General features: G+C 47.3%; 24 protein-coding genes. 14 read left to right on the top strand and 10 right to left on the bottom strand.

The features are described from left to right. The first annotated feature begins 124 nt into the window (after nt 1-124). The 4 genes from KNP93_RS11570 to KNP93_RS11585 are packed head-to-tail and all read left to right on the top strand — an operon-like array spanning nt 125 to nt 3,775. Nucleotides 125-811 (top strand): response regulator transcription factor, encoded by a 687-nt coding sequence (locus KNP93_RS11570; protein WP_114596803.1) that lies wholly within the window; start codon nt 125-127, stop codon nt 809-811. Next, a complete protein-coding gene (locus tag KNP93_RS11575) occupies nt 808-2,202 on the top strand; it encodes a sensor histidine kinase (protein ID WP_131504183.1) in 1,395 nt (464 codons plus the stop codon). The genes KNP93_RS11570 and KNP93_RS11575 overlap by 4 nt, the downstream gene beginning before the upstream one ends. 48 nt (nt 2,203-2,250) lie before the next feature. Next, nucleotides 2,251-2,841, top strand: a complete 591-nt coding sequence (locus KNP93_RS11580) for a TVP38/TMEM64 family protein (RefSeq protein ID WP_131504184.1) — start codon at nt 2,251-2,253, stop codon at nt 2,839-2,841. A gap of 52 nt (nt 2,842-2,893) precedes the next feature. Then, nucleotides 2,894-3,775, top strand: coding sequence for an aldo/keto reductase (locus KNP93_RS11585; RefSeq protein ID WP_131504185.1), 882 nt, complete (start codon nt 2,894-2,896; stop codon nt 3,773-3,775). Between the two features lie 93 nt (nt 3,776-3,868). Here the strand turns inward: KNP93_RS11585 and rlmD are convergent, their stop codons facing one another. Beyond that, a complete protein-coding gene (rlmD, locus tag KNP93_RS11590) occupies nt 3,869-5,254 on the bottom strand; it encodes a 23S rRNA (uracil(1939)-C(5))-methyltransferase RlmD (protein ID WP_131504186.1) in 1,386 nt (461 codons plus the stop codon). Between the two features lie 37 nt (nt 5,255-5,291). Further along, nucleotides 5,292-5,504, bottom strand: a complete 213-nt coding sequence (locus KNP93_RS11595) for an SE1561 family protein (RefSeq protein ID WP_012369544.1) — start codon at nt 5,502-5,504, stop codon at nt 5,292-5,294. Nucleotides 5,505-5,591: 87 nt separating this feature from the next. Between KNP93_RS11595 and yfkAB the strand changes: the two genes are divergently transcribed. The 3 genes from yfkAB to KNP93_RS11610 all read left to right on the top strand — a co-directional run bounded on the left by yfkAB (nt 5,592) and on the right by KNP93_RS11610 (nt 8,201). Then, nucleotides 5,592-6,704, top strand: a complete 1,113-nt coding sequence (yfkAB, locus tag KNP93_RS11600; RefSeq protein WP_131504187.1) for a radical SAM/CxCxxxxC motif protein YfkAB — start codon at nt 5,592-5,594, stop codon at nt 6,702-6,704. 80 nt (nt 6,705-6,784) lie between these two features. Further along, on the top strand, nt 6,785-6,976 hold the full coding sequence (locus KNP93_RS11605; RefSeq protein ID WP_114596808.1) for a hypothetical protein: 192 nt from the start codon (nt 6,785-6,787) through the stop codon (nt 6,974-6,976). A 16-nt stretch (nt 6,977-6,992) separates the two neighbouring features. After that, the gene (locus tag KNP93_RS11610) at nt 6,993-8,201 is read left to right on the top strand and encodes an MFS transporter (RefSeq protein ID WP_371819923.1); all 1,209 of its coding nucleotides are present in this window, start codon (nt 6,993-6,995) and stop codon (nt 8,199-8,201) included. Nucleotides 8,202-8,241: 40 nt separating this feature from the next. On the opposite strand, the gene KNP93_RS11615 is transcribed toward KNP93_RS11610, so the two are convergent. Both KNP93_RS11615 and KNP93_RS11620 read right to left on the bottom strand, forming a co-directional pair. Continuing rightward, a complete protein-coding gene (locus tag KNP93_RS11615; protein ID WP_114596810.1) occupies nt 8,242-8,529 on the bottom strand; it encodes a hypothetical protein in 288 nt (95 codons plus the stop codon). Nucleotides 8,530-8,691: 162 nt separating this feature from the next. Beyond that, the gene (locus tag KNP93_RS11620) at nt 8,692-9,621 is read right to left on the bottom strand and encodes a DMT family transporter (RefSeq protein WP_114596811.1); all 930 of its coding nucleotides are present in this window, start codon (nt 9,619-9,621) and stop codon (nt 8,692-8,694) included. A gap of 187 nt (nt 9,622-9,808) precedes the next feature. On the opposite strand from KNP93_RS11620, the gene KNP93_RS11625 reads away from it, so the two are divergent. Continuing rightward, the gene (locus KNP93_RS11625; RefSeq protein WP_214855400.1) at nt 9,809-11,758 is read left to right on the top strand and encodes a heavy metal translocating P-type ATPase; all 1,950 of its coding nucleotides are present in this window, start codon (nt 9,809-9,811) and stop codon (nt 11,756-11,758) included. A gap of 83 nt (nt 11,759-11,841) precedes the next feature. On the opposite strand, the gene KNP93_RS11630 is transcribed toward KNP93_RS11625, so the two are convergent. The 4 genes from KNP93_RS11630 to KNP93_RS11645 all read right to left on the bottom strand — a co-directional run bounded on the left by KNP93_RS11630 (nt 11,842) and on the right by KNP93_RS11645 (nt 15,298). Continuing rightward, complete coding sequence (locus KNP93_RS11630; protein WP_214855403.1) at nt 11,842-12,750, bottom strand: YihY/virulence factor BrkB family protein; 909 nt, start codon at nt 12,748-12,750, stop codon at nt 11,842-11,844. Nucleotides 12,751-12,837: 87 nt separating this feature from the next. Continuing rightward, entirely contained in the window at nt 12,838-13,263 is a 426-nt protein-coding gene (locus tag KNP93_RS11635) for an NUDIX hydrolase (RefSeq protein ID WP_131504193.1), read from the bottom strand. A gap of 31 nt (nt 13,264-13,294) precedes the next feature. After that, nucleotides 13,295-14,206 (bottom strand): guanosine-inosine kinase, encoded by a 912-nt coding sequence (locus tag KNP93_RS11640; protein ID WP_114596815.1) that lies wholly within the window; start codon nt 14,204-14,206, stop codon nt 13,295-13,297. Between the two features lie 198 nt (nt 14,207-14,404). Next, on the bottom strand, nt 14,405-15,298 hold the full coding sequence (locus tag KNP93_RS11645; RefSeq protein WP_214855406.1) for a 1,4-dihydroxy-2-naphthoate polyprenyltransferase: 894 nt from the start codon (nt 15,296-15,298) through the stop codon (nt 14,405-14,407). 160 nt (nt 15,299-15,458) lie between these two features. Between KNP93_RS11645 and KNP93_RS11650 the strand changes: the two genes are divergently transcribed. The 6 genes from KNP93_RS11650 to menC all read left to right on the top strand — a co-directional run bounded on the left by KNP93_RS11650 (nt 15,459) and on the right by menC (nt 22,612). After that, the gene (locus KNP93_RS11650) at nt 15,459-16,838 is read left to right on the top strand and encodes an isochorismate synthase (RefSeq protein ID WP_131504194.1); all 1,380 of its coding nucleotides are present in this window, start codon (nt 15,459-15,461) and stop codon (nt 16,836-16,838) included. Continuing rightward, on the top strand, nt 16,828-18,474 hold the full coding sequence (gene menD / locus KNP93_RS11655; protein ID WP_188005188.1) for a 2-succinyl-5-enolpyruvyl-6-hydroxy-3-cyclohexene-1-carboxylic-acid synthase: 1,647 nt from the start codon (nt 16,828-16,830) through the stop codon (nt 18,472-18,474). Before KNP93_RS11650 ends, menD begins: the two co-directional genes overlap by 11 nt. Continuing rightward, complete coding sequence (gene menH, locus KNP93_RS11660) at nt 18,471-19,250, top strand: 2-succinyl-6-hydroxy-2,4-cyclohexadiene-1-carboxylate synthase (RefSeq protein WP_131504196.1); 780 nt, start codon at nt 18,471-18,473, stop codon at nt 19,248-19,250. Before menD ends, menH begins: the two co-directional genes overlap by 4 nt. Before the next feature lie 14 nt (nt 19,251-19,264). Further along, nucleotides 19,265-20,089 (top strand): 1,4-dihydroxy-2-naphthoyl-CoA synthase, encoded by an 825-nt coding sequence (gene menB / locus KNP93_RS11665; protein ID WP_026829150.1) that lies wholly within the window; start codon nt 19,265-19,267, stop codon nt 20,087-20,089. Nucleotides 20,090-20,162: 73 nt separating this feature from the next. Beyond that, complete coding sequence (gene menE / locus KNP93_RS11670) at nt 20,163-21,536, top strand: o-succinylbenzoate--CoA ligase (protein WP_131973604.1); 1,374 nt, start codon at nt 20,163-20,165, stop codon at nt 21,534-21,536. Then, complete coding sequence (gene menC / locus KNP93_RS11675; protein WP_214855408.1) at nt 21,533-22,612, top strand: o-succinylbenzoate synthase; 1,080 nt, start codon at nt 21,533-21,535, stop codon at nt 22,610-22,612. The genes menE and menC overlap by 4 nt, the downstream gene beginning before the upstream one ends. Before the next feature lie 79 nt (nt 22,613-22,691). Here menC and map read toward each other — a convergent pair whose 3' ends face one another. Both map and KNP93_RS11685 read right to left on the bottom strand, forming a co-directional pair. Then, nucleotides 22,692-23,438 (bottom strand): type I methionyl aminopeptidase, encoded by a 747-nt coding sequence (gene map / locus KNP93_RS11680; protein ID WP_188005415.1) that lies wholly within the window; start codon nt 23,436-23,438, stop codon nt 22,692-22,694. Between the two features lie 14 nt (nt 23,439-23,452). Beyond that, nucleotides 23,453-24,643 (bottom strand): EAL-associated domain-containing protein, encoded by a 1,191-nt coding sequence (locus KNP93_RS11685; protein ID WP_131504200.1) that lies wholly within the window; start codon nt 24,641-24,643, stop codon nt 23,453-23,455. Between the last annotated feature and the right edge of the window lie 60 nt (nt 24,644-24,703).

A 24,703-nucleotide genomic window follows, 5' to 3' on the forward strand; every position in this document is an offset into this window, starting at 1 on the left:
CTCTTGTGCTTTTTTGTTCGTACATTTGATGCGGATCGAAAGCTTCAAATGGTATGATAATAAGGAAAATTCACCTGTCGGGAGAAGCCGTCACCTCTTCCTATATGAAATGGAGTGATTACTGATGCCAGAACAATCCTTTAAAATACTTGTCGTAGATGACGAAGCACAAATGCGTGATCTGCTTGTCTCGAATCTTCAAAAAGAAAACTATCAGACGACAACCGCTTCAAACGGTCAAGAAGCGCTTGATCAAATGCAACGCGATACGTTTCATCTTGTCTTGCTGGATGTCATGATGCCGGAAATGGATGGTTTAACGGCCTGCATGCGCATTCGTGAATTCTCGAATGTCCCGATCATCATGTTGACGGCTCGTTCTGACGAACTCGACCGGATTCATGGTCTGAAAATCGGTGCTGATGACTATATCACGAAACCGTTCAGTCCCCGTGAACTGTTGGCCCGTATCGAAGCGACACTCCGTCGGTCGCATCGCTTTACGGTCGATCAGTCGGCGACATTGACGATTGGTAAACTGGAACTCGATACAGAAAGCCGCAGTGTCCATGTCAGCGGAAAACCAATCAGTTTAACACGCAAGGAATTCGATTTACTTCATTTGTTCGTCCAAAACAACGACAAAGTCTTTTCCCGTGAACAATTGCTTGATCAGATTTGGGGAGCAGACTACATCGGAAACTTGCGGACGGTCGATACTCACATCAAAACACTTCGCCTGAAACTCGGTGAAGCCGGCGGCTCGATTCAGACGGTCTGGGGCATCGGATATAAATTCGAGGAAGTATGATTAAGCGGTATACCATTCGTCGCCGGATTTGGATTACGATTTGGTTCACAAGCGTTTTTTCTGCCGTCTTATTCGTCTTATTAACCTTTTATCTGTATGACCGGTTTTACCTTCAAACGCAGGAAGACCTGTTGCTCAACCGGGGTGAAAAACTGATTAACATTTATGAATCAGAGGGATTGTCCGGTGCCTTTTACGATGGGATGACCTATACGAATGAACTGACCGAATCCAAGGTGTTTTTCATCGATTTTCTGAAGAAAAATCCGGCCGGTCTCCGGTTCCTGACGAATGCGGATATCGAACAGTTGCGCAATGGTGAAACCATCGTTTCAAGCCGGACCCATCCGATCGAAGGAACAGATATCTTAATGACCGGTTTCCCGATCATTGAGAACAACCGACTTGTCGGGACACTGATTCTGTATCTGGAACTCGGTCAAATCAGTGAACCGTTCCGCCCGCTTCGTCTGATGATCTTCTTTATGATTGGATTGATTGTGCTGAATCTTGTGATTTTCGGCCGTCAAATCATCGATACGATCATTCGTCCACTGATTGATATGAAACGGGCTTCCACCGTCTATGCTCAAGGGGACTTTGCTTACCGGATTCCGATCCAATCGGATGACGAAATCGGGGAACTGGCAGAAACCTTAAATAAGATGGCCGAATCTCTCGGTGAAGTGGATGAACAGCGGAAGGAATTTTTAGCGAACGTCAGTCATGAATTACGGACACCACTCTCCTATATCCGCGGTTATACGGAAATGATGCAAGACAAAGCATTGGATGAAAAAACGCGGGATCAATATTATCAGATCATCGAGCGGGAAACGGAACGGTTGCAACGCCTCGTCAATGACTTGCTTGATCTCGCCCAACTGGAACGAGACTCGTATCCGATGACGAAGCAACCGCTTGTTTTCAGCCAAGTCCTGGAAGATGTCGTTTACCGGATGGAACCGATTGCGAAAGCAAAAGGCGTGTCCATCGTCACCGATTTTGATCCAAGTCAAATCGTTCTCGGTGACAATGACCGTTTGGAACAAGTCATCGGAAACCTGTTGGACAATGCTTTACGCTACACCCCTGCTTCAAGACATATCTATCTGTCGACGAAAACAGAAGGTGATCATACCGTCTGTACAATCCGGGACGAAGGAGAAGGCATTCCGCCGGAACACTTGGAGCGCTTGACGAAGCGATTTTACCGGGTCGATAAATCACGAACACGAAAAGATGGCGGAACAGGTCTTGGACTTGCCATCACGAAACACATCATTGACCGGCACGACGGAACCATTTCATTCGAATCCGCTCTCGGTCAGGGAACAACCGTCCTGATCACGTTACCGTTGTTACCGGACGAGGACGACGGGTTCTCTTAATGTCACGGTTTTTGATTGGTTAATGGAATAGCATTGATTGCTCTACGCTTGAAAGGACGTTTTATTATCGAAGCAACACTCCTTGGTTGGTTGCAGCAAGCGGATATGTTTGCTGTACCAATCAGTCTTTTAGTCAGTATCGTCATCAGTCTGTTCGGCGTTGTGCCAAGTGCCTTCGTCACGGCAGCGAATTTACTTTATTTCGGTTTTTGGGATGGACTGCTTTTATCTTTTCTTGGCGAAGCTTTAGGTGCCGGTGTGGCCTTTTATGTCTATCGTCATGGTTTCCGGCGTGTTGAACCGCTGATTCAGTCCCCGTTCGTCTTGAAGTGGCTCGCCAGGTTAACGAAGCAAACCGGTTGGGATGCCTTTTGGACAATTCTTTTTTTACGGCTGTTGCCGTTTGCGCCATCCGGACTCGTCACATTTTTAAGTGCGACAAGCGGTGTCTCGGCACTTGTCTTTTTAACTGCCAGTACGATTGGAAAAGTTCCCGCATTGGTCCTCGAAGCTTTCGCCGTCAATGAATTGATCGAACGGGATTCGATGATCCCGTGGCTGATTGTTGGACTGTTTTTGGTGTTTTATCTGATTTATCTTTATAAAAAACGGTTGCATCCATCGAGGGATATCGATTGATGCAACCGTTTTCTTCGTATAGTGTAGAGAAGTAAACAAAGGAGGAACAAGCATGGAATTACGTTCATTTGGCAACACTGACATCCAAGTCTCCCCTCTCGGATTTGGTGCCGGTCATATCGGTTCCGATGATTTATCCGATCAGCAAGCAAGCTATATCCTCCATCAAGCGTTGGATGCAGGCATCCGTCTATTTGATACCGCCCGCGGTTACGGTTTATCCGAACAACGGCTCGGTGACTTTTTGAAGCAGCACCGCCATGATGTCGTCCTGTCGACGAAGGTCGGGTATGATGTCCCGCGTACGCAAGACTGGACATTCCAAGCTGTTGCCGGCGGGATTGATCAAGCCCTTTTGACGATGAAAACAGACTTTATCGATATCGTCCATTTGCATTCCTGCAGTAAAGAGATACTGGCTCAAGATGACGTCATCGAGGCGCTCGAGCGGGCGAAACAGGCCGGAAAAGTCCGACTGATTGCTTATTCAGGCGACCGGGAAGATCTCGACTATGCCATCACGACGGGACGATTCGACAGTTTTCAAACGTCCGTTAATCTGTATGATCAACGGGCATTGAATGATTCAATCCCGCTGATTCATCATCAACAAAAAGGTATCATCGCCAAACGTCCGATTGCCAATGCACCATGGCGGTTTGAGTCCCGGCCGGCCGGGCAATATGTCGAACCTTACTGGGAACGGGCACAGCAACTCGATTTCCCGCTTGAAGAAGCTTCTTGGCTTGAAACCGCACTCCGGTTTACCGTTTTTGAACCCGGTGTCACAAGTGCCATCATCGGAACAGCCAATCCGGAGCATCTGGTCCAAAATATCCGCTTGTTGGAAAAAGGACCTTTACCGGCAGAACGGGTCGCTGATCTCAAACGGTGTTTTCAAGAACAGGATGAAAATTGGTTACAACAAACTTAAAAAGTCGTGAGACGGAACAAAAAGGAAAACGGCTTCAGTCGCCGTTTTCCTTTTTTTCATATAGAAATCACTTCATATATCCGTTCGATCTGTTTAAAACTTTTTCTTTTTCTTTTTCTCTAGTACAACGATGGCTTCGACATGCGCCGTTTGCGGGAACATGTCGTACGGCTGGATGTAGCTGACTTTGTAGCCGGCTTTCATCAAATGATCGCAGTCACGTGCCAACGTTTGTGGATTACAGGAAACATAAATGATTTTTTTCGCTTTTGACGAAATCATTGCGTTCAACAGTTGCGTATCACATCCTGAACGAGGCGGATCGACGATGAAGACGTCTGGAATCCATCCTTCTTTCACCCAGCGCGGAATCCAAGTTTCTGCTTTCCCGACCACGTACTGTGCGTGGTTAAATCCGTATTGTTTCATGTGTGCCGTCGCATCTTCGACCGCTTCCTCGACGATTTCCATTCCACGGACTTCTTTTGCACCTTTTGCAATCCAAAGACCAATCGAGCCGACACCTGCATAAGCATCAACAACACGTTCTTCGCCCGTCAAGGCTGCTGCTTTAACGATTTCACCGTACATCCGTTCGGCTTGTTCCGGATTCAACTGGAAGAAGGCACGCGGTGACAATTGATACGTGAACTCACCCATCTGTTCCTCGATTCGTTCCACACCGCGCAAAATTTCCGTTTGTTCACCGAAGACACGTGACGTCAATTTATCATTAATGTTCAAGGCGACTGAAATCACACCCGGAATATCATAGATATCGCGTGACAAACCTTCAAGATCCTTAAAGCCGTCTTTGAACGCGACTAACACGACTTGAATTTCACCTGTCTTGATGCCTGTCCGAACGACGATGTTCCGGATGACACCGTCTTGTTTGGCCGAATTGTAGACCGGAACGTTGTAGTCATTCAAAATTTTCGTCACGGCTTTGTTGACGCGTAACGTCTCTTTGTTTTGAACGATACACTCGTCGATTGCAACGAGACGGTTCGAGTTCGCTGAGTACAATCCACTGACGATTTGTGTTCCTTCTTTTCCGACCGCAAACTGTGATTTATTCCGGTATTCCCATTCCGTCGTCCCGATTGTCGGACGAATATCCGATTTCTCGACATTCAGCTTCGTCGATTTCGTAAAGGCATTTCGGACCATGTCTTCTTTATAACGGAGTTGCCCTTCGTAGCTCATATGTTGGAGCTGACATCCGCCGCACTGGCTGTAGATCGGGCATAACGGTGTCACACGGTCCGGTGAACGGACATCACGTTTCAAGATTTTTGCATTCGCAAAGTTATTATGGATTTCTGTAATCTCGATTTGAGCCGTTTCCCCGACAAGCAGACCTGGAATGAAGACGATTTGTCGTTCGAGTGTCGCGATTCCTTCTCCGTTGATTCCCATGCGTAAGCAGGTTACGGAACGAATTTCGCCTACCTGTAGTTTAATTTTAGTTGTCATCTGATTCATCCTTTCCATGATCCAAATCAAAAAGCGGTCATTTCGAACCGCTCTCTGATTCCTCATGTTCCTTCATATCTTTTGCATAACGAAGCACCTTGGCTTTCAACTGATCCAAGGAGACGGCTAAACGTTCCAAATCCTCAATATCTGATGTTTCATCCAATGAATCGATCGTATGGCATAAAAGCTGCATTCTTGATTTTAGCACATTCATCTGCCCAAGTTTATCAGTTCTTGCTTTTCCCATTATTCTGACTTCCTTTCTTGTTCTTTATTCCTGTATACATTTAGCATACGATACGTAGTGAAGCTTTAAAAAGGAGGAAAATGTATCATGTCATTAAAATCACCCATCACCATCAAAAATGATCCGTGGGAAGCGTACCGTGATATCGAACAGTACGGACAAGCCCGACTGACGAACATCGAAGTCACGACGACGACCCTTTGTAACATGCGCTGTGAACATTGTGCCGTCGGCTATATGTTGTCGAACAGTGAAACACCTACCATCCCGGTCGAACTGCTCATCAAACGACTGGACGAGATTGAACATCTGCGTGCCTTCTCGATTACAGGCGGAGAACCGATGCTGTCGATGAAATCGGTCCGGGAATACGTCGTGCCCTTACTTAAGTATGCCCACGAACGGGGAGCTAAAACCCAAATCAATTCAAATTTAACACTTCCCCTTTCGCGGTACGAGCTGATCATCCCGTATCTTGACGTCTTACATATTTCACATAACTGGGGAACTGCGGACGACTTTATTGATGGCGGCTTCGCCATGATGGAACGGAAACCCTCTCGTGAAGCACGGACGAAGCTGTTTGAACAGATGAAGGAAAACGCCCGGATTCTGAACGCACGTGGCGTCCTCGTTTCAGCAGAAACGATGATTAACAAGCGAACACTGCCACATCTAGAAGCCATCCACCAGGAAATCGTTGAGATGGGATGTGTCCGCCATGAAGTTCATCCAATGTACCCGGCAGATTTCGCCTCGATGATTGAAGCCGCCAGTCTGGATGAAATCCGTGACGGCATCCATCGTCTTCTTGATGTCCGGGATCCAAATGTCTGGATGTTATTCGGTACCCTGCCATTTTATGCCTGCTCGATGAAAGAAGAAGATTTAGAGCTCCACCGTCGTTTACGTCAGGAACCAAATGTTTCCGTCCGTAATGACCCTGACGGCCGATCACGCCTGAACGTCAATATCTTTGACGGTGAAATCATCGTGACGGATTTCGGGGATGAACTTGCCTCACTCGGGACGATTCAGGACACTTCCTTCAACGATGCGTATGCGATGTGGCAAAAAACTGAGCTCAATCAAAGTTTGTCCTGTCACTGTCCCGCCGTTCAATGTCTCGGTCCAAATGCACTCGTCAAAAATGCCTATTATCCGGAAGTCGATTTCCTACAGCAATCCAGCCGCCTCTGACCAGGTTTGAGTCTCTTTCAAAACGGGAAAAGTCTGTCACAAAGTTGACACACTTTCCTTGTTCGAAGGGGGTTTCAAAAATGGAATGGCTCGTCGGGATTGTCGCGATTATCGGAATGTTCAGTATGGTACTTGGAATCATGATGATTGGCATTCGAGCGTCTCACAGTATCGAACACGATGAAGTGTTCGACCAAACGGATTGGGACGAACATCTTTTGCATATGCCACGTCCAACACGGTTCGAACCAACTGAACAAAAAGAACAATAAGCATAACATGTCCCGGATGTACAGACGTACATCCGGGACATGTTATGCTTATATAAAAAAGGAAAGGCAGTTGTTTGATTTGTCGCGTCGCTTTGCTTTGATTCTTTCGATTGTATTTATTTCAGGTTTCACCCAAGGATTACTCATCCCGCTGCTTTCCATTTTGCTCGAACGTCAAGGAACACCCGCTTACATAAATGGACTGAGTGCTGCTGTACTATATATTGGTGTCATCGTCGCAGCACCCTTGATGGAAAAACCGTTGCGGCGCCATGGGTATGTTCCTGTCATCTCGTTCGGTCTTGCTTTAGTGGCTGTTGCCGTCTTTGCTTTCCCGCTCATCCCAAGCGTTCTCGCTTGGATGGTACTGCGATTCGTCGTCGGCTTCGGGGATCAGACTCTCCATTACGGTTCTCAAGTTTGGATTACCTCCATTACACCGAACCATAAGCTTGGCCGGACGATGTCTCTGTACGGCATGGCATTTGGACTCGGTTTTGCCCTTGGACCACTTGCCGCACCACTCGTCGACTGGATCAGTTGGCTGCCGTTCGTCTTGACCGGAACACTGACTGTCCTCGTCCTGATTGCCTTAAGACGAGTACCGAACGAGAAGCCGTCTGATGTCATGCCGGAAGAGCTTCAGTCTGCGGCTTCCCGTTATCGTCTTGTCTTGACGAGTGCTTGGTTTACATTGTTGCCCGGCTTCACATACGGCTTTTTAGAAGCGACATTGAACGCCAGCTTTCCTGTATTTGCAACACGAAACGGCTATGAGCTATCCCAGACGAGTACGTTGATCACAACTTTTGTCGTCAGTTCCTTATTGATGCAATTACCACTTGGACGTCTCGCCGATCATTTCGGAAAACGGCGGACGCTGATCACTGTCCTCAGCATCGGATCTTTCGCATTTTTGACAGCCTGTTTTTTATTCCAAAGCTACGGTGCATTGTTCCTGATTTTTGCAATCAGCGGCATGGCTCTAGGTTCGACGTATTCTTTAGGCGTCGCTTATATGACCGAACAGCTGCCAAATCATCTGCTGCCGACCGGGAACCTGCTTGCCGGGATTTCATTTAGTCTCGGTTCGATTCTCGGCCCGATTTCTGGTAGTTTGTTCGTCATGTTACCGCCGGGATTCTACTTTATTTTGTTCGTCCTCGTTCTCGCGACACTCGCTTACCTTCTTTTTCGCTCAAAACCTGTATCCCGGTTGCTGTAAACAAGCAAAGACGGTCGTCCCATGCGGAACGACCGTCTTTTTATTTTACGATTCCTTCTTGCCGAAAACTGTGCCAGAGCTTATCGTCGATTGCATACGGTTGTTCTTTTGCGCGTTTCAATTCTTCCGTTTCCAGCAAGACGACGACCTCTCGACCGTTGATTGACCAAACGGAGTCGTACCCTCTTTCCGCCTCAACGATTTCCACACCGACATCTCCGTGCGTCTCCTTTAATTGTTGACTGACACAAGTGACGACAAAGCGGGCAAACTCATCCCGCGGACGACGGTTGGCAATGATCTTTCGAACGATCTCATTCCGTTCCACTTCTCTCATCTCCTCTCGTTTTTTAGTTGCACTAGCCTTTGCAGCAAGGCCGAATCGGTGGTTTTATGACCGTACAGAAAAAGCCGAACGAGTCGGCTTAGCAACGAACGATTAAAAATAACAGATTGATTGAGACCATTTTTGCACGATTCAGAACCTTCGTCAACTCCGCTTTTGAAACCAAATCGGAAGATACGTTGATACAAGAATTCCTGCAACGACAAACAGCAGACCGATAAAGGCTTGCGGCGGAATGGATTCCCCGAGAATGAGCGCAGATAACGTCACACCGTAAATCGGTACAAAAAACATGAACAATGACACACGGCTGACCGGATTGTATTTCATTAAGAGATTCCACAAGGTGAACCCTGTCGCTGACAAGAATGCTAAATAAATCAGCATCCAGACCGTCGTACTCGTGAAGCTAAACGGGAACCAGTCTCCATTCAAGACCGCTCCGACGATGAATAAGCCGATTGATCCAATGACCATGGCCCAACCTGTCATCGGTGCGACCGGATAACTGGCCGAATATTCCTTAGCGATCAAATTTCCGAATGCGCCGGAAATCATGGCGAGAATCAGTAAGACTTCACCACTCCCAAACGATACACCGGCTGACCCTTGCGGCCAGTTGGCTAAAATCACACCTGTAAATCCTAAAAACAAGGCCAGTCCTTTGAATCGATTTAACCGGTCATCTTCATACCGGAAATGGGCGAGCAACATTTGAAAAAATGAAGTCGATCCGGCAATGATCGATCCCTGAACCCCGGTCGATAAGGAAAGTCCGATATAAAAGAACACATATTGAAGAAACGTCAAAAAGAAGCCGAGCCGGCTGTACGCGAGTGTCCGCTTTTTTAATGTAATCGGTTGCTTAAAAATCAGGACGCTGACAATCAGCAATAAGACGCCGGCGATAAAAAAGCGGTAACTGGCAAACAACAGTTGTTCCCCGTATTCCGTTGAAGTGATGGCAAGCAGCTCATAACTTTTTTTGATGAAGGGAAACGCACTTCCCCAAAGGAAGGTCGTCACTAAAGCGAGTACAACCATACCAAATCGATCAGTCAAGATTTTTTTCATTTTTGCTAATTCCTTTCCTGTTCCTTTTGACATAGACATGGTATAGTAGCTTTACAGATAATAATTATTATAATCTAGCGACAATGAAACTCATTATCATTCATGAGAAAACGTTGGTAATTAACATTCTCATTGTTTTAACATAATGATTTCTTTTCTCATTTAGACTTGAAAGGAGCTTTTCCATATGACTACCTCTACTACTACTGATGTCCATCAGCGTTCCGCTCTCCGTCATGCTTGGGAGGAACATCACGAATTGATTTTAGCACTCTTTAGCGGAATATTGATTTTAATTGCCTACACACTTGAAAAGATCAACATCCCAGCCACAGGTTATGTCACGCTTTATCTCTCCGCTTATTTAATCGGAGGGTATGCAAAAGCAAAAGAAGGGTTAACGGAAACGTATCATGACAAAACCTTGAATGTAGAATTATTGATGATTTTAGCTGCCATCGGTGCAGCGGCTATCGGCTACTGGATGGAAGGTGCCATCTTGATTTTCATCTTTGCGTTATCCGGTGCCCTCGAAACCTACACGATGAATAAAAACGAACGGGCATTACAAAGTTTAATGTCCTTACAGCCGGAAGAAGCTACTCGGTTGAACTCAGACGGTAAACTGGAAGTCGTGGGTCTTGACCAATTGATCGTCGGAGAACTCGTCTACGTCCGTCCCGGTGAGCGGATTCCTGTCGACGGAACCATCATCCGCGGTCAAGCTGCGATTGAAGAGGCCTCGATTACAGGCGAATCGATTCCTGTCGAAAAACAGGTCGGCGATACCGTATACAATTCAACCGTCAATATGAATGGTGTGCTGACAATCGAGATGACAAAAGCCGCGGACGAGTCCCTGTTCCAAAAAATCATTCACATGGTTCAAAACGCTCAAAGCGAACAATCACCATCCGCACAATTCATCGAACGGTTCGAAAGCCGTTACGTTAAAATCGTCTTACTCGTCGTCGCCTTGATGATGGTCGTCCCCCATTACTTAATTGGCTGGACATTTGAAACAAGTATCTATCGGGCCATGATTTTACTCGTCGTCGCTTCTCCTTGTGCTTTGGTCGCTTCAATCACACCGGCTGCCCTAGCAGCAATCGCCGCTTCTGCTCGAAACGGTGTCTTATTTAAAGGTGGAGCACATATCGAGACACTTGGACAAGTCGATACGATCGTCTTTGATAAAACCGGGACATTAACGACCGGGAAACCTATCGTCACGGAAAGCCATTATGCTGACGGAATGGATGTCTTCGCCGTCAAACAAGCGGTCGCATCCATTGAAGCACAATCGAATCATCCACTGGCACAAGCGATTGTTACACACTTAAAAACGGATATCATTGAACCATCCGCTTTCAAAGACGTGACCGGCTACGGAATCGAAGCCACGGTTTCCGGTCAGACGTACCGGATCGGAAAATATGCGTTCCACGAAGGATTGACCGATCCTTTCCTATCGATGGAGCAAACGTTAAAAGAACAAGGAAATACCATCGTCTATGTCAGTAACGGTCAATCGATCATCGCGCTGTACGCACTACGGGATACGATTCGTCCTGAAGCCAAGACAGCGATCGCGTCGTTAAATGCACTTGGGATCACGACAATCATGTTGACAGGAGACAACCCTGTGACTGCTGCTGCGATTTCGAAGGAAGCGGGCCTGACAGATTACGTTGCCGAATGTCTTCCTGAAGACAAAGTACGTTATATCAAGCAGTACCAGACTGAAGGAAAAACAGTCGCTATGGTCGGGGACGGAATTAATGATGCTCCCGCTCTTGCACTTGCACATGTCGGTATCGCAATGGGTGAAGGAACAGATGCTGCTCTTGAAACAGCCGATGTCGTCTTGATGAAAAATGATTTAGGACGCCTGGCTTATGCCGTCAACAAAGCGCGTAAGATGAATCGTGTCGTCAAACAAAACATCACACTCGCAATCGGTGTCATTCTTCTGCTAATCATTTCGAATTTGTCACAGTTCCTCATCATGCCGTTCGCAGTTGTCGGTCATGAAGGTTCGACCATTCTTGTCATTTTGAACGGATTACGCCTCCTTCAAAAAGATATGCCTCTCCCGGCAACTCCTGCAACTTTTTCAAAACAAGCAGCAGCGTAATCCAATCAAAAAGCATCTACCGTCGATTACCGACAGTAGATGCTTTTTTGGTGTGACGTTCAAAGAATAGATGGAGCTTGAAATCAACCAAATGTATTGGTTGGAATCGAGTCCAGATCCGCTTGCTCTTTTAATCGTTTTTCTTCCATCTTTTTCGGATCTGCTTTTTTCATGAAACGTTCCCACGACGCATTCAGTTCAGAGCCGAGTAAAATGATCAACCCTGTAAAATACAACCATAACAACACGATGACGACACTTCCGAGCGAACCGTACGTTTGATTGTAATTTGAGAAATTCGATACATAAAATCCGAACCCAACCGATAACAACTGCCATACGATGACACCGAAAACCGCCCCGGGAATCGCTTCTTTAAAGGAAATCGGACGTTTCGGAGCGACACGGTAGAAGATCGACAAAATCAAAATCAGCAAAATAGTCGAAATGGCATATCGCAAGACCGTCAACAGGATTTTTTGCCCCATATCAATCGGTAGGACAAAGTTGGCTAAGTAACTGATGATCGGCCCACCTAATACGTTCAAGACAATCAACAAGAGCATTCCGATTCCGAGCACAACGGTCAGAATCAATGCGATTCCACGTGCTGCGACGAATCTACGGGGTGAAAAATCACCATAGGCATGATTGGCTGTCGTAATCAGACGATCGACGCCTTTGGAAGCCGACCAGATCGCTAAAATCGCCCCGATTGACAAGAGACCGCCTTGCGGTTCCTTGATTGCTTGGAAAATGACATCCGTAAACGTATTGACCGATCCACCCGGCGCTAAATCACGAATTTGTGATTCAAGCGTCTGTTGATCAATATCAAAGAATGATAATACTGAAATAACAAAAATAATGCCTGGAAAAATCGATAAGAACCAATAATAAGCTAACGTTCCTGCGTAATCCGTAATGTTGTGATCGGACATGCGTTGCTTTAGATTAAGGGCTAACCCTTTAGGATCACGTGTATGCGCCATCATCATCTCCCCTTCATAAAAAAGAGGCAGTCCAGGACTACCTCATTGTCTTACTATACTTTTTCCCTGTTTATTTCAACTAAAACCTCAATTATCTATAAGCTCGATATCATAAAAACGTTCCGTCATCTTCGTCAATTTTTGTACAAGCGATGTCGGACGAACCGGTAAATGAATCAGCTCTTCACGTTTGATCCAGAGCGGTGTATATCCGGACGACAGATCCTCGAATTCTTCTCCCGTCCCTGTTCCAAATATACCACCCGTCATTTTTGCCCAGTAATACGGATTGTCCAATCCGTTAAATCGAACATTCGCGGCAACTCCCTCAAGTTCCACGTCCACTCCAAGCTCTTCATGCGCTTCCCGGATGGCGGTTTCTTCTAATGTTGCGCCTGCTTCTCGTCCGCCGCCCGGAAACACATAGTAGGTCTCACCCGGCTTATCCCGACGAATCAAGGCAACTTCATCTGCTTCATTGATTAGAATAATGGCACTTCTTTGAATCGGCATTGATTTTCACTCCTCCTCATCATCTGAGGACTCAACGAATGGTCTCAAGCATTTCTGGAATCAATCCATTTTCCGTGGATGCAATGACTTGTGCGGCAACCTTCATTCCAAGTTTAAGTGCATCTTCTGCCCGCTTGGATTCCGTCAATTCGGAAAGCACGGCAGAAAAGAATGAATCTCCAGCACCTGTTGAGTCAACTACTTTCACTTTTTTCGTCCCAACATGACCAGAAGTCGCTGTCCGGCGGTCCACATAGACAGCACCTAACTCACTCATTGTGACAACCGTGAAGGGTGCTCCTTTTTTCGCCAGTTCGTTCGCTACATGAATGGCGTCTTCTACCGTTACAATCGATAGGTCCGATAAAATCTCAGCTTCTTCACGGCTACAGATGAAGCCCGTAAATCCTTGTAAGAGGTGGCGATTACGCTCAATCACACTCAAATGTCCACAGACGCCGTAAAGCGGTAACTCCATTTTGCGACAGATATGAATCAACCGTTCGAGAACTGTCACCGATAAATCCAAATCGATCGCAACTGCATCCACTCCGTCAAGCGCATAGACGGATTGACGAAGAATGGCTTCTTCCAGGAGTTTAGCGTCCGGTTGTTTAGAAATCGACGTCTGTAAATCTCCTTCATTGTCCATGACTGCAAGCCACATCCCCATTCCATGATCTTCGAGCATCTCTACATGATCGACGTTGGCCCCGTAAGATTTTAACTCTTCGAGTACCCCGACACCGATTTGATCGTTCGTAACCGTCGAGATAAAACGAACATCATTTCCGAGAACAGCGAGATTTTGTGCTACATTCCGTCCTGTACCACCATTCGAGAAGGTGATATCCCCGACGTTTTTCGCATCCTTATGCAAGGGTGCAAACGAAGTTCCTTTTATGTCGACGAATACTTTTCCGATTACCGCAATTTTATTCATTCCTGTTCCACCTCTAAAAAAATTTCATGAACCCGAAGGATTTATACGCGTTCTAGGCACATTGCTTCCATTATAGTAAAATTTCAAAACTGTTACAACCAATCAGACCCTTCATGATCCCAACAAAAAAATCCCGACGATGACAGTTTTGTCTGTCGATCGTTCGGGATTCCATTCAAAAAAGCGTTATTGTTTCCATCAGAGATTGGCGATGGTCAAACTGATCGCAAGCAATAATCCAAAGATTGTATTGACCTTCCCCGTCTGCGCCATACCCGGCATCAATTCCTGCGGCGGCAGGTCACGCCAGAACAGTTTCACGGCTTTAATCATCAGTGGAATGCTTAAAAGAGCAAGCAGTGCCCACAATGTAACGTTAAAGGCCAGTACGGCAATCAACAGCGACAGGACGGCAGCAGCAAAAAAGGCGATCAGCACATAGACTGCTTTTTGGTGACCGACTAAGCAGGCAATCGTCTTTCGTCCATTGACTTTGTCATTGTCGAGATCACGGATATTGTTCGCGAGTAGAATCGATCCAATTAAAATGGATACCGGAATCGAAATTGCGACTGCTTCTGTCGGAACATAACCGATTTGCAGATAAGCTGAGATCGCGATGATGACATACCCCATGAAAAAACCGGCGACGATTTCTCCGAACGGTGTATAAGCGATCGGTAATGGTCCTCCTGTGTAGATGTAACCAACGAACATCGAAACGATTCCAATCAAAAGCAACCACCATGTTGTTTCAAGGCACAAATAGATACCAAGCAGGGCCGAGATGCCGTATAACGAGAAGGCAAATGCTAAAATCGTTCCCGGCTTAAAACCGTCGCGGACAATCGATCCTCCGATCCCCACCGATTCTTCCGTATCGAGTCCCCGCTTGTAATCATAATATTCATTAAATAAGTTCGTCGCAATCTGAATCAGCATCGATGCGATCAACATGGCAAAAAACAGATCCATCCGTAACGATTCAATCCGTGGTGCCACGATAGCCGTTCCTACGACGACCGGCACAAAACTTGCCGTCAACGTATGCGGTCGTGTCATTCGCCAATATACAGCGATTGATTTATTCATATAATAAACCCCTTTCCTGTATAAGTGTATCGGGTTTCGTTTTTTACTGTCAATGCTCAATCCCAGATAGCTTATTCCTTCTTTTTTTCAGATAAAAAGTTTACACTGAGAATAAGTGAAACGTATCACAGTATCTTTAGACTAGGGGGCAATGAGCGGTATGGCTTACGCTCAACATGAGCTTAAACAATGTATTGAACGTGCTGTTGGTCATGCAAATGCATATCAACGGTCTATTATCGCCGCGTATTCGTGGAATGTCGAGACGCAGGATGTCAGCGCACTGTCATTCGGAACAGAAGAACGCTTTTATTTTACGACACCTGATCGGTCCATGCGTGCCATTGGTTTTGGCATTACGCAACAACTAAAGACGGCAGGACACGATCGTTTCTTACGGATGCAGTCCATGTGGTCAAATTTGAATCGGGATCATGTCGGCACCGATTTATTTGCCTTTTGCGGCTTTTCTTTTTCTGAACTCAAGCATACTGAATATCGTTGGTCTTCTTTTGGAGAAGCGTCGATGACCATTCCCAAGTATCTTTACTTGGAACAGGATGGACGAACGACGGTAACGGTTTTTGCGTTCGTTGAACCGCAATCTAACGCAGAAAAGATTCTCAACCAGTTGGCAGTAGAATATGCAGAATTGCATACACCGAAGTCCACTCCATTCGTGACACGGATTCGTCTGACGCGTGACGGAAATGATGCTTTTGAAGCCTCGTTTCATCAAGCGGCACAACTCTTAAAAACGTCACTTAAAAAAATCGTCTTAGCCCGTGAGGTCGTCTATGAGCTCGATCAGCCAATTGATTTGGCAGGACTCGTCGAAGAACTCGAGTCTTCGCAGCCGGGCAGTTATATCTTCTTCTTTCAACCGACGACAGATGAAGCTTTCCTTGGTGCGACGCCGGAACGATTGATTTTAAAATCCGGTCTTGAGCTCAAAACAGCCGCCGTTGCCGGATCCGCTCCTCGACACGCGATTGAGACAACAGATGCCGCACTGGGACAGTCATTGTTACAGGATGATAAAAACCGTGTCGAACACGCGATTGTCGTCGACTCGATTGAAAATACACTTCAAGGACTCTCGACAGCGATCACCAAACCGGATGAACCGATGTTGCTGAAGAATCGCCATATCCAGCATCTCTATACGCCGATCAATGCAACACTTTCACCTGAAGTCAGTCTGTTTCAGCTGATCGAGAAGCTTCACCCTACACCTGCACTGGGTGGAGAACCCAAGGAGGCGGCCGTCGCTGCGATCCGCGAAATCGAAACGTTCGAACGTGGCTGGTACGGTTCTCCCGTCGGTTGGATGGACGGACAGGAAAATGGTGAATTCATCGTCGCCATCCGCTCCGGTCTGTTTACCGACCGCTCGGCTGTTCTTTATGCGGGTTGCGGGATTGTCGAAGGATCTGTTCTCCAAAGTGAACTGGAAGAAACCGATACAAAACTATCACCGATGTTACAGGCCCTGTCGCATCTTTGTACGATAGAAAAGGATGATATTTATGTTGACTAAATGGATGCATGCATTAATCGATAATTTAGTGAAAGGCGGAGTCCGGGATTTTGTCATCAGTCCCGGATCTCGTTCGACCCCCCTTGCCATCGCTGCTTTTCTTCACCCTTTTAGCCGTACCCACGTCCTCGTTGACGAACGGTCGGCTAGTTTTTTTGCCCTTGGTTTAACACGTGCGGAAGATACATTGCGTCCGGTCGCTTTGATTTGTACGAGCGGAACGGCAGCCACGAATTATTATTCTGCCGTGACGGAAGCAAACATCTTCGAGTTGCCGTTAATCGTATTGACGGCGGATCGCCCCCATGAATTACGTGGAGTCGGTGCCCCCCAAGCGATTGATCAAGTCGGTCTATACGGGAAGCAGGTACGGCATGCCTTTGACCTTCCGCTGCCGGAAGATACTGCTCTTCCGTACGTACAGCACGTAGCGGAACGCGCCGTTCTTCTCGCCCTGGCAGAGCCTGCTGGTCCGGTCCATATCAATATTCCACTTCGGGAACCATTGATTCCAGAACTGGATTTACTGCAAACGGGTCAGCCGGTCGGACAACCGCATCAACCGGCAGTAGAAAAACATACACAAAAATGGATTGAAATTTTATCAATTCCGCGTCTTTTGATTGTCATCGGACCTCAACTTTCTCTTGCGGATACACAAATCATCCTTGACTATGCCGACCGTGCGCGGATTCCGGTTTTAGCCGATCCATTGAGTCAAGGCCGCCGTTCTTCTAACGATACGGTTTTCAGCTATTACGATACCTGGTTAAAAGAAACAGCGATTCACGATGATATCCGACCGGATCATATTTTACGATTCGGTGCGATGCCGACATCAAAACCATATCTTCTTTGGTCAAAAGGTATTCCAACGACAGTTGTCGGGCATCCCGGAAATTGGCGTGATCCCCAGTTGCAGGCCCACTTTTTAAGTGGTCATCCGAGCCAAATGAAGACTGTCCCCGTCATAACGCATGATGTATCTTATCTCAAGACCCTTCAACGGGCAGAGCACATCGTCCAGACTGTCTTTTCTTCTTTGGATGCAGACCAGCTGACGGAATACAACGTCGTCCGGGCATTAAATGATTTAACGGAAGGCAGTCTATTTGTTTCGAACAGTATGCCGATCCGCGACCTCGATACGTTTTTACCGACGCGTACGCCGCTGCGTATCCTCGCCAATCGAGGAGCCAATGGCATTGACGGGATTCTTTCAAGTGCCCTCGGCGCAACATATGAAGCCGACAATCGTTACCTCCTGGTCGGTGATCTTGCGTTCTTACATGACATCAACGGATTGATGATGGCACGATCTGTCCCGATCACGATACTTTTAGTGAATAACACCGGCGGCGGTATCTTTAGTTTTCTACCGCAACAAAATCTTGATCCTGCTTTGTTTGAACCCCTTTTTGGAACGGCACAAGACGTTGATTTCAGCCACTTGGCTGCCGGCTACGGGGTAGAATATGAACGGATTTCATCGATTACGCAGCTCAAGTCGACGTTGCAGCAACAAGCGACTGCGACACGTGTCTTGGAAATCGTCACCGATCGTCCGGAAAACGTTCGTCTCCACCGCTTGATTTGGGAACAGACGAATCAGGCATTGCAGGACGCATTCCGATGAAACTGCGGCATCAGGAATACCATGTCGAGATGACAGGAAGCGGTCCGCCTTTGTTGCTATTACACGGTTTTACCGGGAGCAGTGCCACATGGGATCTGCTCGAAAGCCGGTTGCAATCAGACTATACCGTCTATCGGATTGATTTGCTCGGACATGGTCGGACAGCTGCTGCTCCTTACCAACGGATGCGCCTGACGGAACAGGTAAAGGATTTGCAGACCTTACTTGCGACCCGTGACGAAGACTGGTCGGTGTTAGGCTATTCCATGGGCGGTCGAATCGCCCTTCTGCTTGCTGCGACATCGAAACAGGTGAAACAGACGATTGCCATCAGTACGACACCAGGCATCCGCTCGGCACATGAACGACGGTTACGTCGTCAAGCCGATCGCCGTCTCGCCGATCGTTTATTGACGGATGGTCTGACAGCTTTCATCGATTACTGGGAGTCGCTCCCGCTTTTTGCAAGTCAACGTCATTTACCGGTTGAAATACGGGAGTCGATCCGCCGTGGACGACTGGCACAATCACCGGAAGGACTGGCCGCTTCTTTGATCGCTCAAGGAACAGGCAATATGGCTCCGGTCTGGCACTTACTCGACCCTTCTTCAATTGACTGGATTGTCGGGACCGAGGACAGTAAATTTAAAAAAATTGCTATCGAAGCTGCTTTACCCGAAAAAATTCATTTAATTGACGGTGCATCACACGCCCCACATATCGACCAACCGGAAAAGTTTGTTACAATAGTAGAGAAACTACTCTTAATTAATTAAATGGGGGAATTGAAATGAGATACGTTCCAGAATGGGCATCTGCCCGTAGCTACGAAGACATCAAGTATGAAAAATGGAATGGGATCGCTAAAATTACGATCAACCGTCCCGAAGTCCGCAACGCTTTTCGTCCGAAGACCGTCCACGAACTGATTGACGCTTTTTCACGTGCACGTGACGATCAAAACGTCGGTGTCATCGTCTTGACTGGTGAAGGCGATCTTGCTTTCTGCTCAGGCGGCGACCAAAAAGTCCGCGGGCATGGTGGATATGTCGGTGAGGATGAAATTCCACGCTTGAACGTTCTTGATTTACAACGCCTGATCCGTGTTATTCCGAAACCGGTCATCGCAATGGTTGCAGGATATGCAATTGGTGGCGGACATGTTCTTCACCTTGTCTGTGACTTAACGATTGCAGCTGACAATGCGAAATTCGGTCAAACGGGTCCTAAAGTCGGATCATTCGATGCTGGATATGGTTCTGGTTACCTCGCTCGCGTCGTTGGTCATAAAAAAGCACGTGAAATCTGGTACCTCTGCCGTCAATACGATGCCCAACAAGCACTTGACATGGGCCTCGTCAATACGGTCGTTCCACTGGCTGATCTGGAGCAAGAAACAATCCAATGGTGTTCTGAAATCCTTCAGCACTCACCAACAGCACTTCGTTTCTTAAAAGCTGCATTTAATGCCGATTCAGACGGTCTTGCAGGTATCCAACAACTTGCGGGTGATGCAACATTACTGTATTACACGACAGACGAAGCAAAAGAAGGACGCGATGCGTTTAAAGAAAAACGTGATCCTGACTTTGGACAGTTTCCACGATTCCCATAATACAAAAAAGGTTCAATGTCGAAAGACGTTTGAACCTTTTTCTTATCATCATCCAGAAAGGAAGTGGTAATCCGTGTACCCTTGGATTTACACACGTGCTAAAGAACAACCGGATGATCTTGCTCTCATCACGGACAGCGAACGTTTGACCTGGTCCGCGCTCTACACAAAAGCACATGAACTGGCAAGTTCCTGGGCTCCCCTGCTTTCCCGTGGTGATCGTATCGCGTTATACGGTCCTTCCAGCAGCAGTTATATCATCGCCGTTCACGCCGCCCAGTTGCTTGAATTGACGATCGTTCCAATCAACATCCGCTTGAGTCAAACGGAAGTGCAGATGCAACTTAAACAAGCTGATGTCCGGTTCGTCATCTCAGACCGACCGATTGATGCACCGGTCAAACGGCTCCCGTTTCAAGTAGTCGATCCGGCGCCCGATGTTCTCGTGCGTCATATGCCGAAACATTATATCCAGTCGATGTTATTTACGAGCGGAACGACCGGACGGCCAAAAGCGGTCGAACAAACGATGCTCAATCACTTTTCGAGCGCCATGAATGCGGCCCGTCATACCGGCTCCTATCCGGATGACCGTTTCCTTGTCGTCACACCGTTGTTTCATATGAGCGGTTTAGCTGTCGTCTACCGTTCCGTCATCTATGGTGTTCCACTTATCCTTGAACCTCATTTTTCACCGAATAAGACCATTACATGGATCAAGACAGAACATATTACACACATTTCTCTCGTCTCAGTCATGTTAGATCGTTTGCTTGAAGCCGGACTGCGCCGGTTTGATTTGCGTGTCGTCCTGACCGGTGGCGGTCCCGTACCTTTACCGATTCTGACCCGCGCGTTAGACCGTGATATTCCCGTCATGCAAACGTACGGAATGACCGAGACTGCTTCCCAAGTCGCGACACTCCTGCCGGAAGAAGCGATTCGAAAGATTGGTTCTGCCGGTAAAGCCATTGCTCCGACGGAAATCCGCATCAATCGTTACCAGGAAATTGAAGTCAAAGGCCCGACTGTCATGAACGGTTATTTTGCTAATCCAGAGGCGACTGCAGCCGCCTTTACAGCGGATGGCTATTTGAAGACAGGAGATCTCGGACGAATCGATGCCGATGGTTACTTGTATGTATTGGATCGTAGAAGTGATTTGATCATTTCCGGTGGTGAAAATGTTTATCCGGCCGAAGTCGAAGCTGCCCTATTATCGATTTCAGGTATTACGGAAGCCGGTGTCGTCGGACGATTTGACCCGATCTGGGGGCAAGTACCGGTCGCTTTCATCGTCAGTACGATGCCAGAGACTGGTATCCGCGAAGAAATGGGACGTTTACTGGCAAAATACAAATGTCCCGTCACTTATTTTTACCGTGATACATTACCGCGTAACGCCAACGGTAAACTGATTCGGCGTCAGCTGAAGGAGTCACTATGACGGCAATCACCCTTCGCAGCGCGGAACTATTTGATGTGGATTTGACGTTTCGTCAGCCGATGCAGACCGCCATCTCCACGTTGTCGAAACGACAGACAACGATTCTCCGGTTGACCGATCAAGAAGGTCGAATCGGCTACGGAGAAGGTGTCGCTTTTGAGACACCTTGGTATACGGCAGAAACACAAGACTCACTTCGTGCCCTGTCACCGCTCCTTTACCGTTTGCTTGCGGCACAACCTTTATCGTCACCCGCTGACGTCCCTGCACGCTTTCAGCCGATCAAAGGAAATCAGATGGCAAAAGCGATGTTTGACGGGGCCGTTCATGAACTGTTTGCACAAGCGGAACATATCTCCCTTGCGACCTATTTGGGTGGTGATGCGACGCTGGCAATTCCGTGTGGAAAAGCACTCGGACGTTCCTCTGCCGATCAGACAATTGAAGCTGTAGGTCAGGCATTGACTGATGGATTCGAGCGGATTAAATTGAAACTGGCTCCAACGGATACAGCTATTCTTAAACAGGTTCGAAAGACTTTTCCGGATGCTCCGTTGATGTTTGATGCCAACGGAAGTTTTTATTTGTCGGATTTACCACTCCTTCAAGAGTGGGATACGTTCTCTTTGCTGATGATGGAACAGCTGTTTCCTGCTGATGACTGGTTAAGTCATCAGCAGGCTGTCTCGTTACTCAAGACACCGCTTTGTCTCGATGAATCTATTCAGACGACGCAGGATGCCTTGCTGATGCGGACACTGCAGGCAGGTCAAATCATCAACATCAAACCGGCTCGTCTCGGCGGTTTGACAGCAGCGCTCGATGTCCGAAGCATGGCGCCATCGTACTGGCTAGGCGGCATGTTTGAGAGCGGGATTGGCCGACGCCAAACGTTGGCATTCGCCACTTTACCGGGACTTGCTTATCCGATTGATATGTCCGGAACCGATCAATACTTCATTGAAGATTTGCTAGAACAGGACTACATCGTCGAAAACGGCTCGATCCGGTATGCGGAACATCCGGTTTCCCGCGAACGCCTTGAACGATTAGCCGTCTCAACAAAAAGGCTCTAAACAAACAGGAGTATCACATCCCGCTCGAATCGAGGGACTTGATACTCCTGTTTGGTGTAATCGATTGACGATTCCTGACTCAATCGACTTTTGTTAAGATTTCATACCCGTCTTTTAAGACGATGACGCTATGTTCAAATTGAGAAACCAAACTTTTATTTGGTGTGTATAATGTCCAACCGTCCTTCTCGTCTTCCATACAAAATTCGTCGCCTGTTGAGATGAACGTTTCAACGGCAATGACTTGCCCTTCTTTTAACAAGTCGTTTTCCTCACGGCTGAAGTAGTTCGAAATCGACTCCGGTTCGCCGTGCAACGTCTTCCCTAACCCGTGACCCGCCAAGTTCCGGATGACGGTAAATCCGCTCTTGCGTGTCTCGGCATAAATCGCTTTGCCGATTTGATTCACCTTTGTCCCGGCTTTCACTTTCTCTAATCCTTTTTCAAGGGCAGACAACGAGACTTCAACTAAGCGGACATCTTCCGGACGACGGGCTTGTCCTGCGATGACGGTTTTGCCCGTGTCGGAGTAGTAACCGTTTTTCACAGCGGAAACGTCGACATTCACGATATCTCCCTCTTGGATGACATACGCACCCGGAATACCGTGTGCTGCCACTTCGTTCACACTGATGCAAGTTGCTCCCGGAAAATCATACATGACGATCGGTGCGGATTCCGCTCCTTGTTCTTTCAGGATACGTGCCCCGATCTCGTCCAGTTCCTTTGTCGTAATCCCTGGTTTGACGGCATTTGCCATCTCATCGCGGGCGATCGCGACAATCCGTCCAATTTCACGTAGTGCATCGTAATCATAATCCAACATCATTCATTTCCTCCTCATTCACTCAATCGTTCTTGATATAAATAGTCTGCTGAAATATCAGCAAATAAGAACATCCCATTATTCAGCGGCATACTGAAGGTCCGTGTCTGTTCACCTGAACTGAAGTCGACGTAACGGTCGGATAAGTAACCGGTATGCCGTCGTTCCATTGCGACCGTCGTTCGGATGAAGTACGGCCGGAAACTCCAATTGTACCCTTGGTAAAACGAATACCGTTTCCAGTCCCCACTTTTTTTACTGATATTCGATGACTGCTGGAAGCCGTTCGCGTCCGTGATATAAAAGCGGATAAACTCCGGTTCCATCTTTTTCGCAAGCATCAACAGCCAACTGTCGAGGTCTTCCTCTGCTTTGATCGACTGGCAATATTCGTTAAAACGAATCGTCCAATCCTGCTCCAGCTGAAACAGCCGGTTCATCTGTTCCCGGTCATATTTATAAAACATCGGGACCTCGTGAAGAAGAATCTCCATTCCCGGACATGTCGTTACCCAGTCCGGTGTTGTTTCACCGAGTAAATTTCCCATATAGTATCGTCCGCCGTGCTGCCAGGCATAACGCAACTGACCAAGATGGCTGATATTTTTGTACAACAACGGCGCGCCGAGTTGATCACAGAGATGTTCCATCGTCTGCAGTAAATGCGGATAACTGGCCGACACAGTCTTTTTCTCAATCATCGATGCCAAATCGACAATCAACATATCCGGCGACATCGAAAAGACTCGTTCCAGACTGGTCGCTTCTGCCCGGTCTAATGCGACCTTCAAACCGGAGTTTTGATAATAGGCGACAATCCGGCCGAGTCGATCAAAATCATCGACTTGCACATCCGTTAATGTGACATATAACCGGTCTTCCGGAAAATCGATTTGTGCATCACGCAAGATGCTTAAAAAATCTTCTCCTCCGTTCTCAAACAGCCAGGCCGGTCGGCAGCGGATTAAAACAAACGAATGCGCATCCGTCGGTACTTTTTGAAACGCATGTCGAATGACATGACTCATCACTTCGAGCTGATACTCAATCGGTACATCGTCTTCTTGAAAAAACGGTTTTAATGGTTCTCCCCGGAAATGGGATTGAATTTCATACCCTTCCACTTTAAAAGGCGCCGCTCCGACAATCGGCTGAAACCAAGCTTCAATTTGTTCGGGATGAACAATGACATCTAAGGCATCCATTCTTCTGCCCCCCTTTTCTCTTGTTCCATCTTATCAAAAAAAGAACCCCTCTGTAATCAG

This window comes from Exiguobacterium sp. s166 (assembly GCF_018618855.1).
In the GTDB taxonomy this organism is placed as follows: domain Bacteria; phylum Bacillota; class Bacilli; order Exiguobacteriales; family Exiguobacteriaceae; genus Exiguobacterium_A.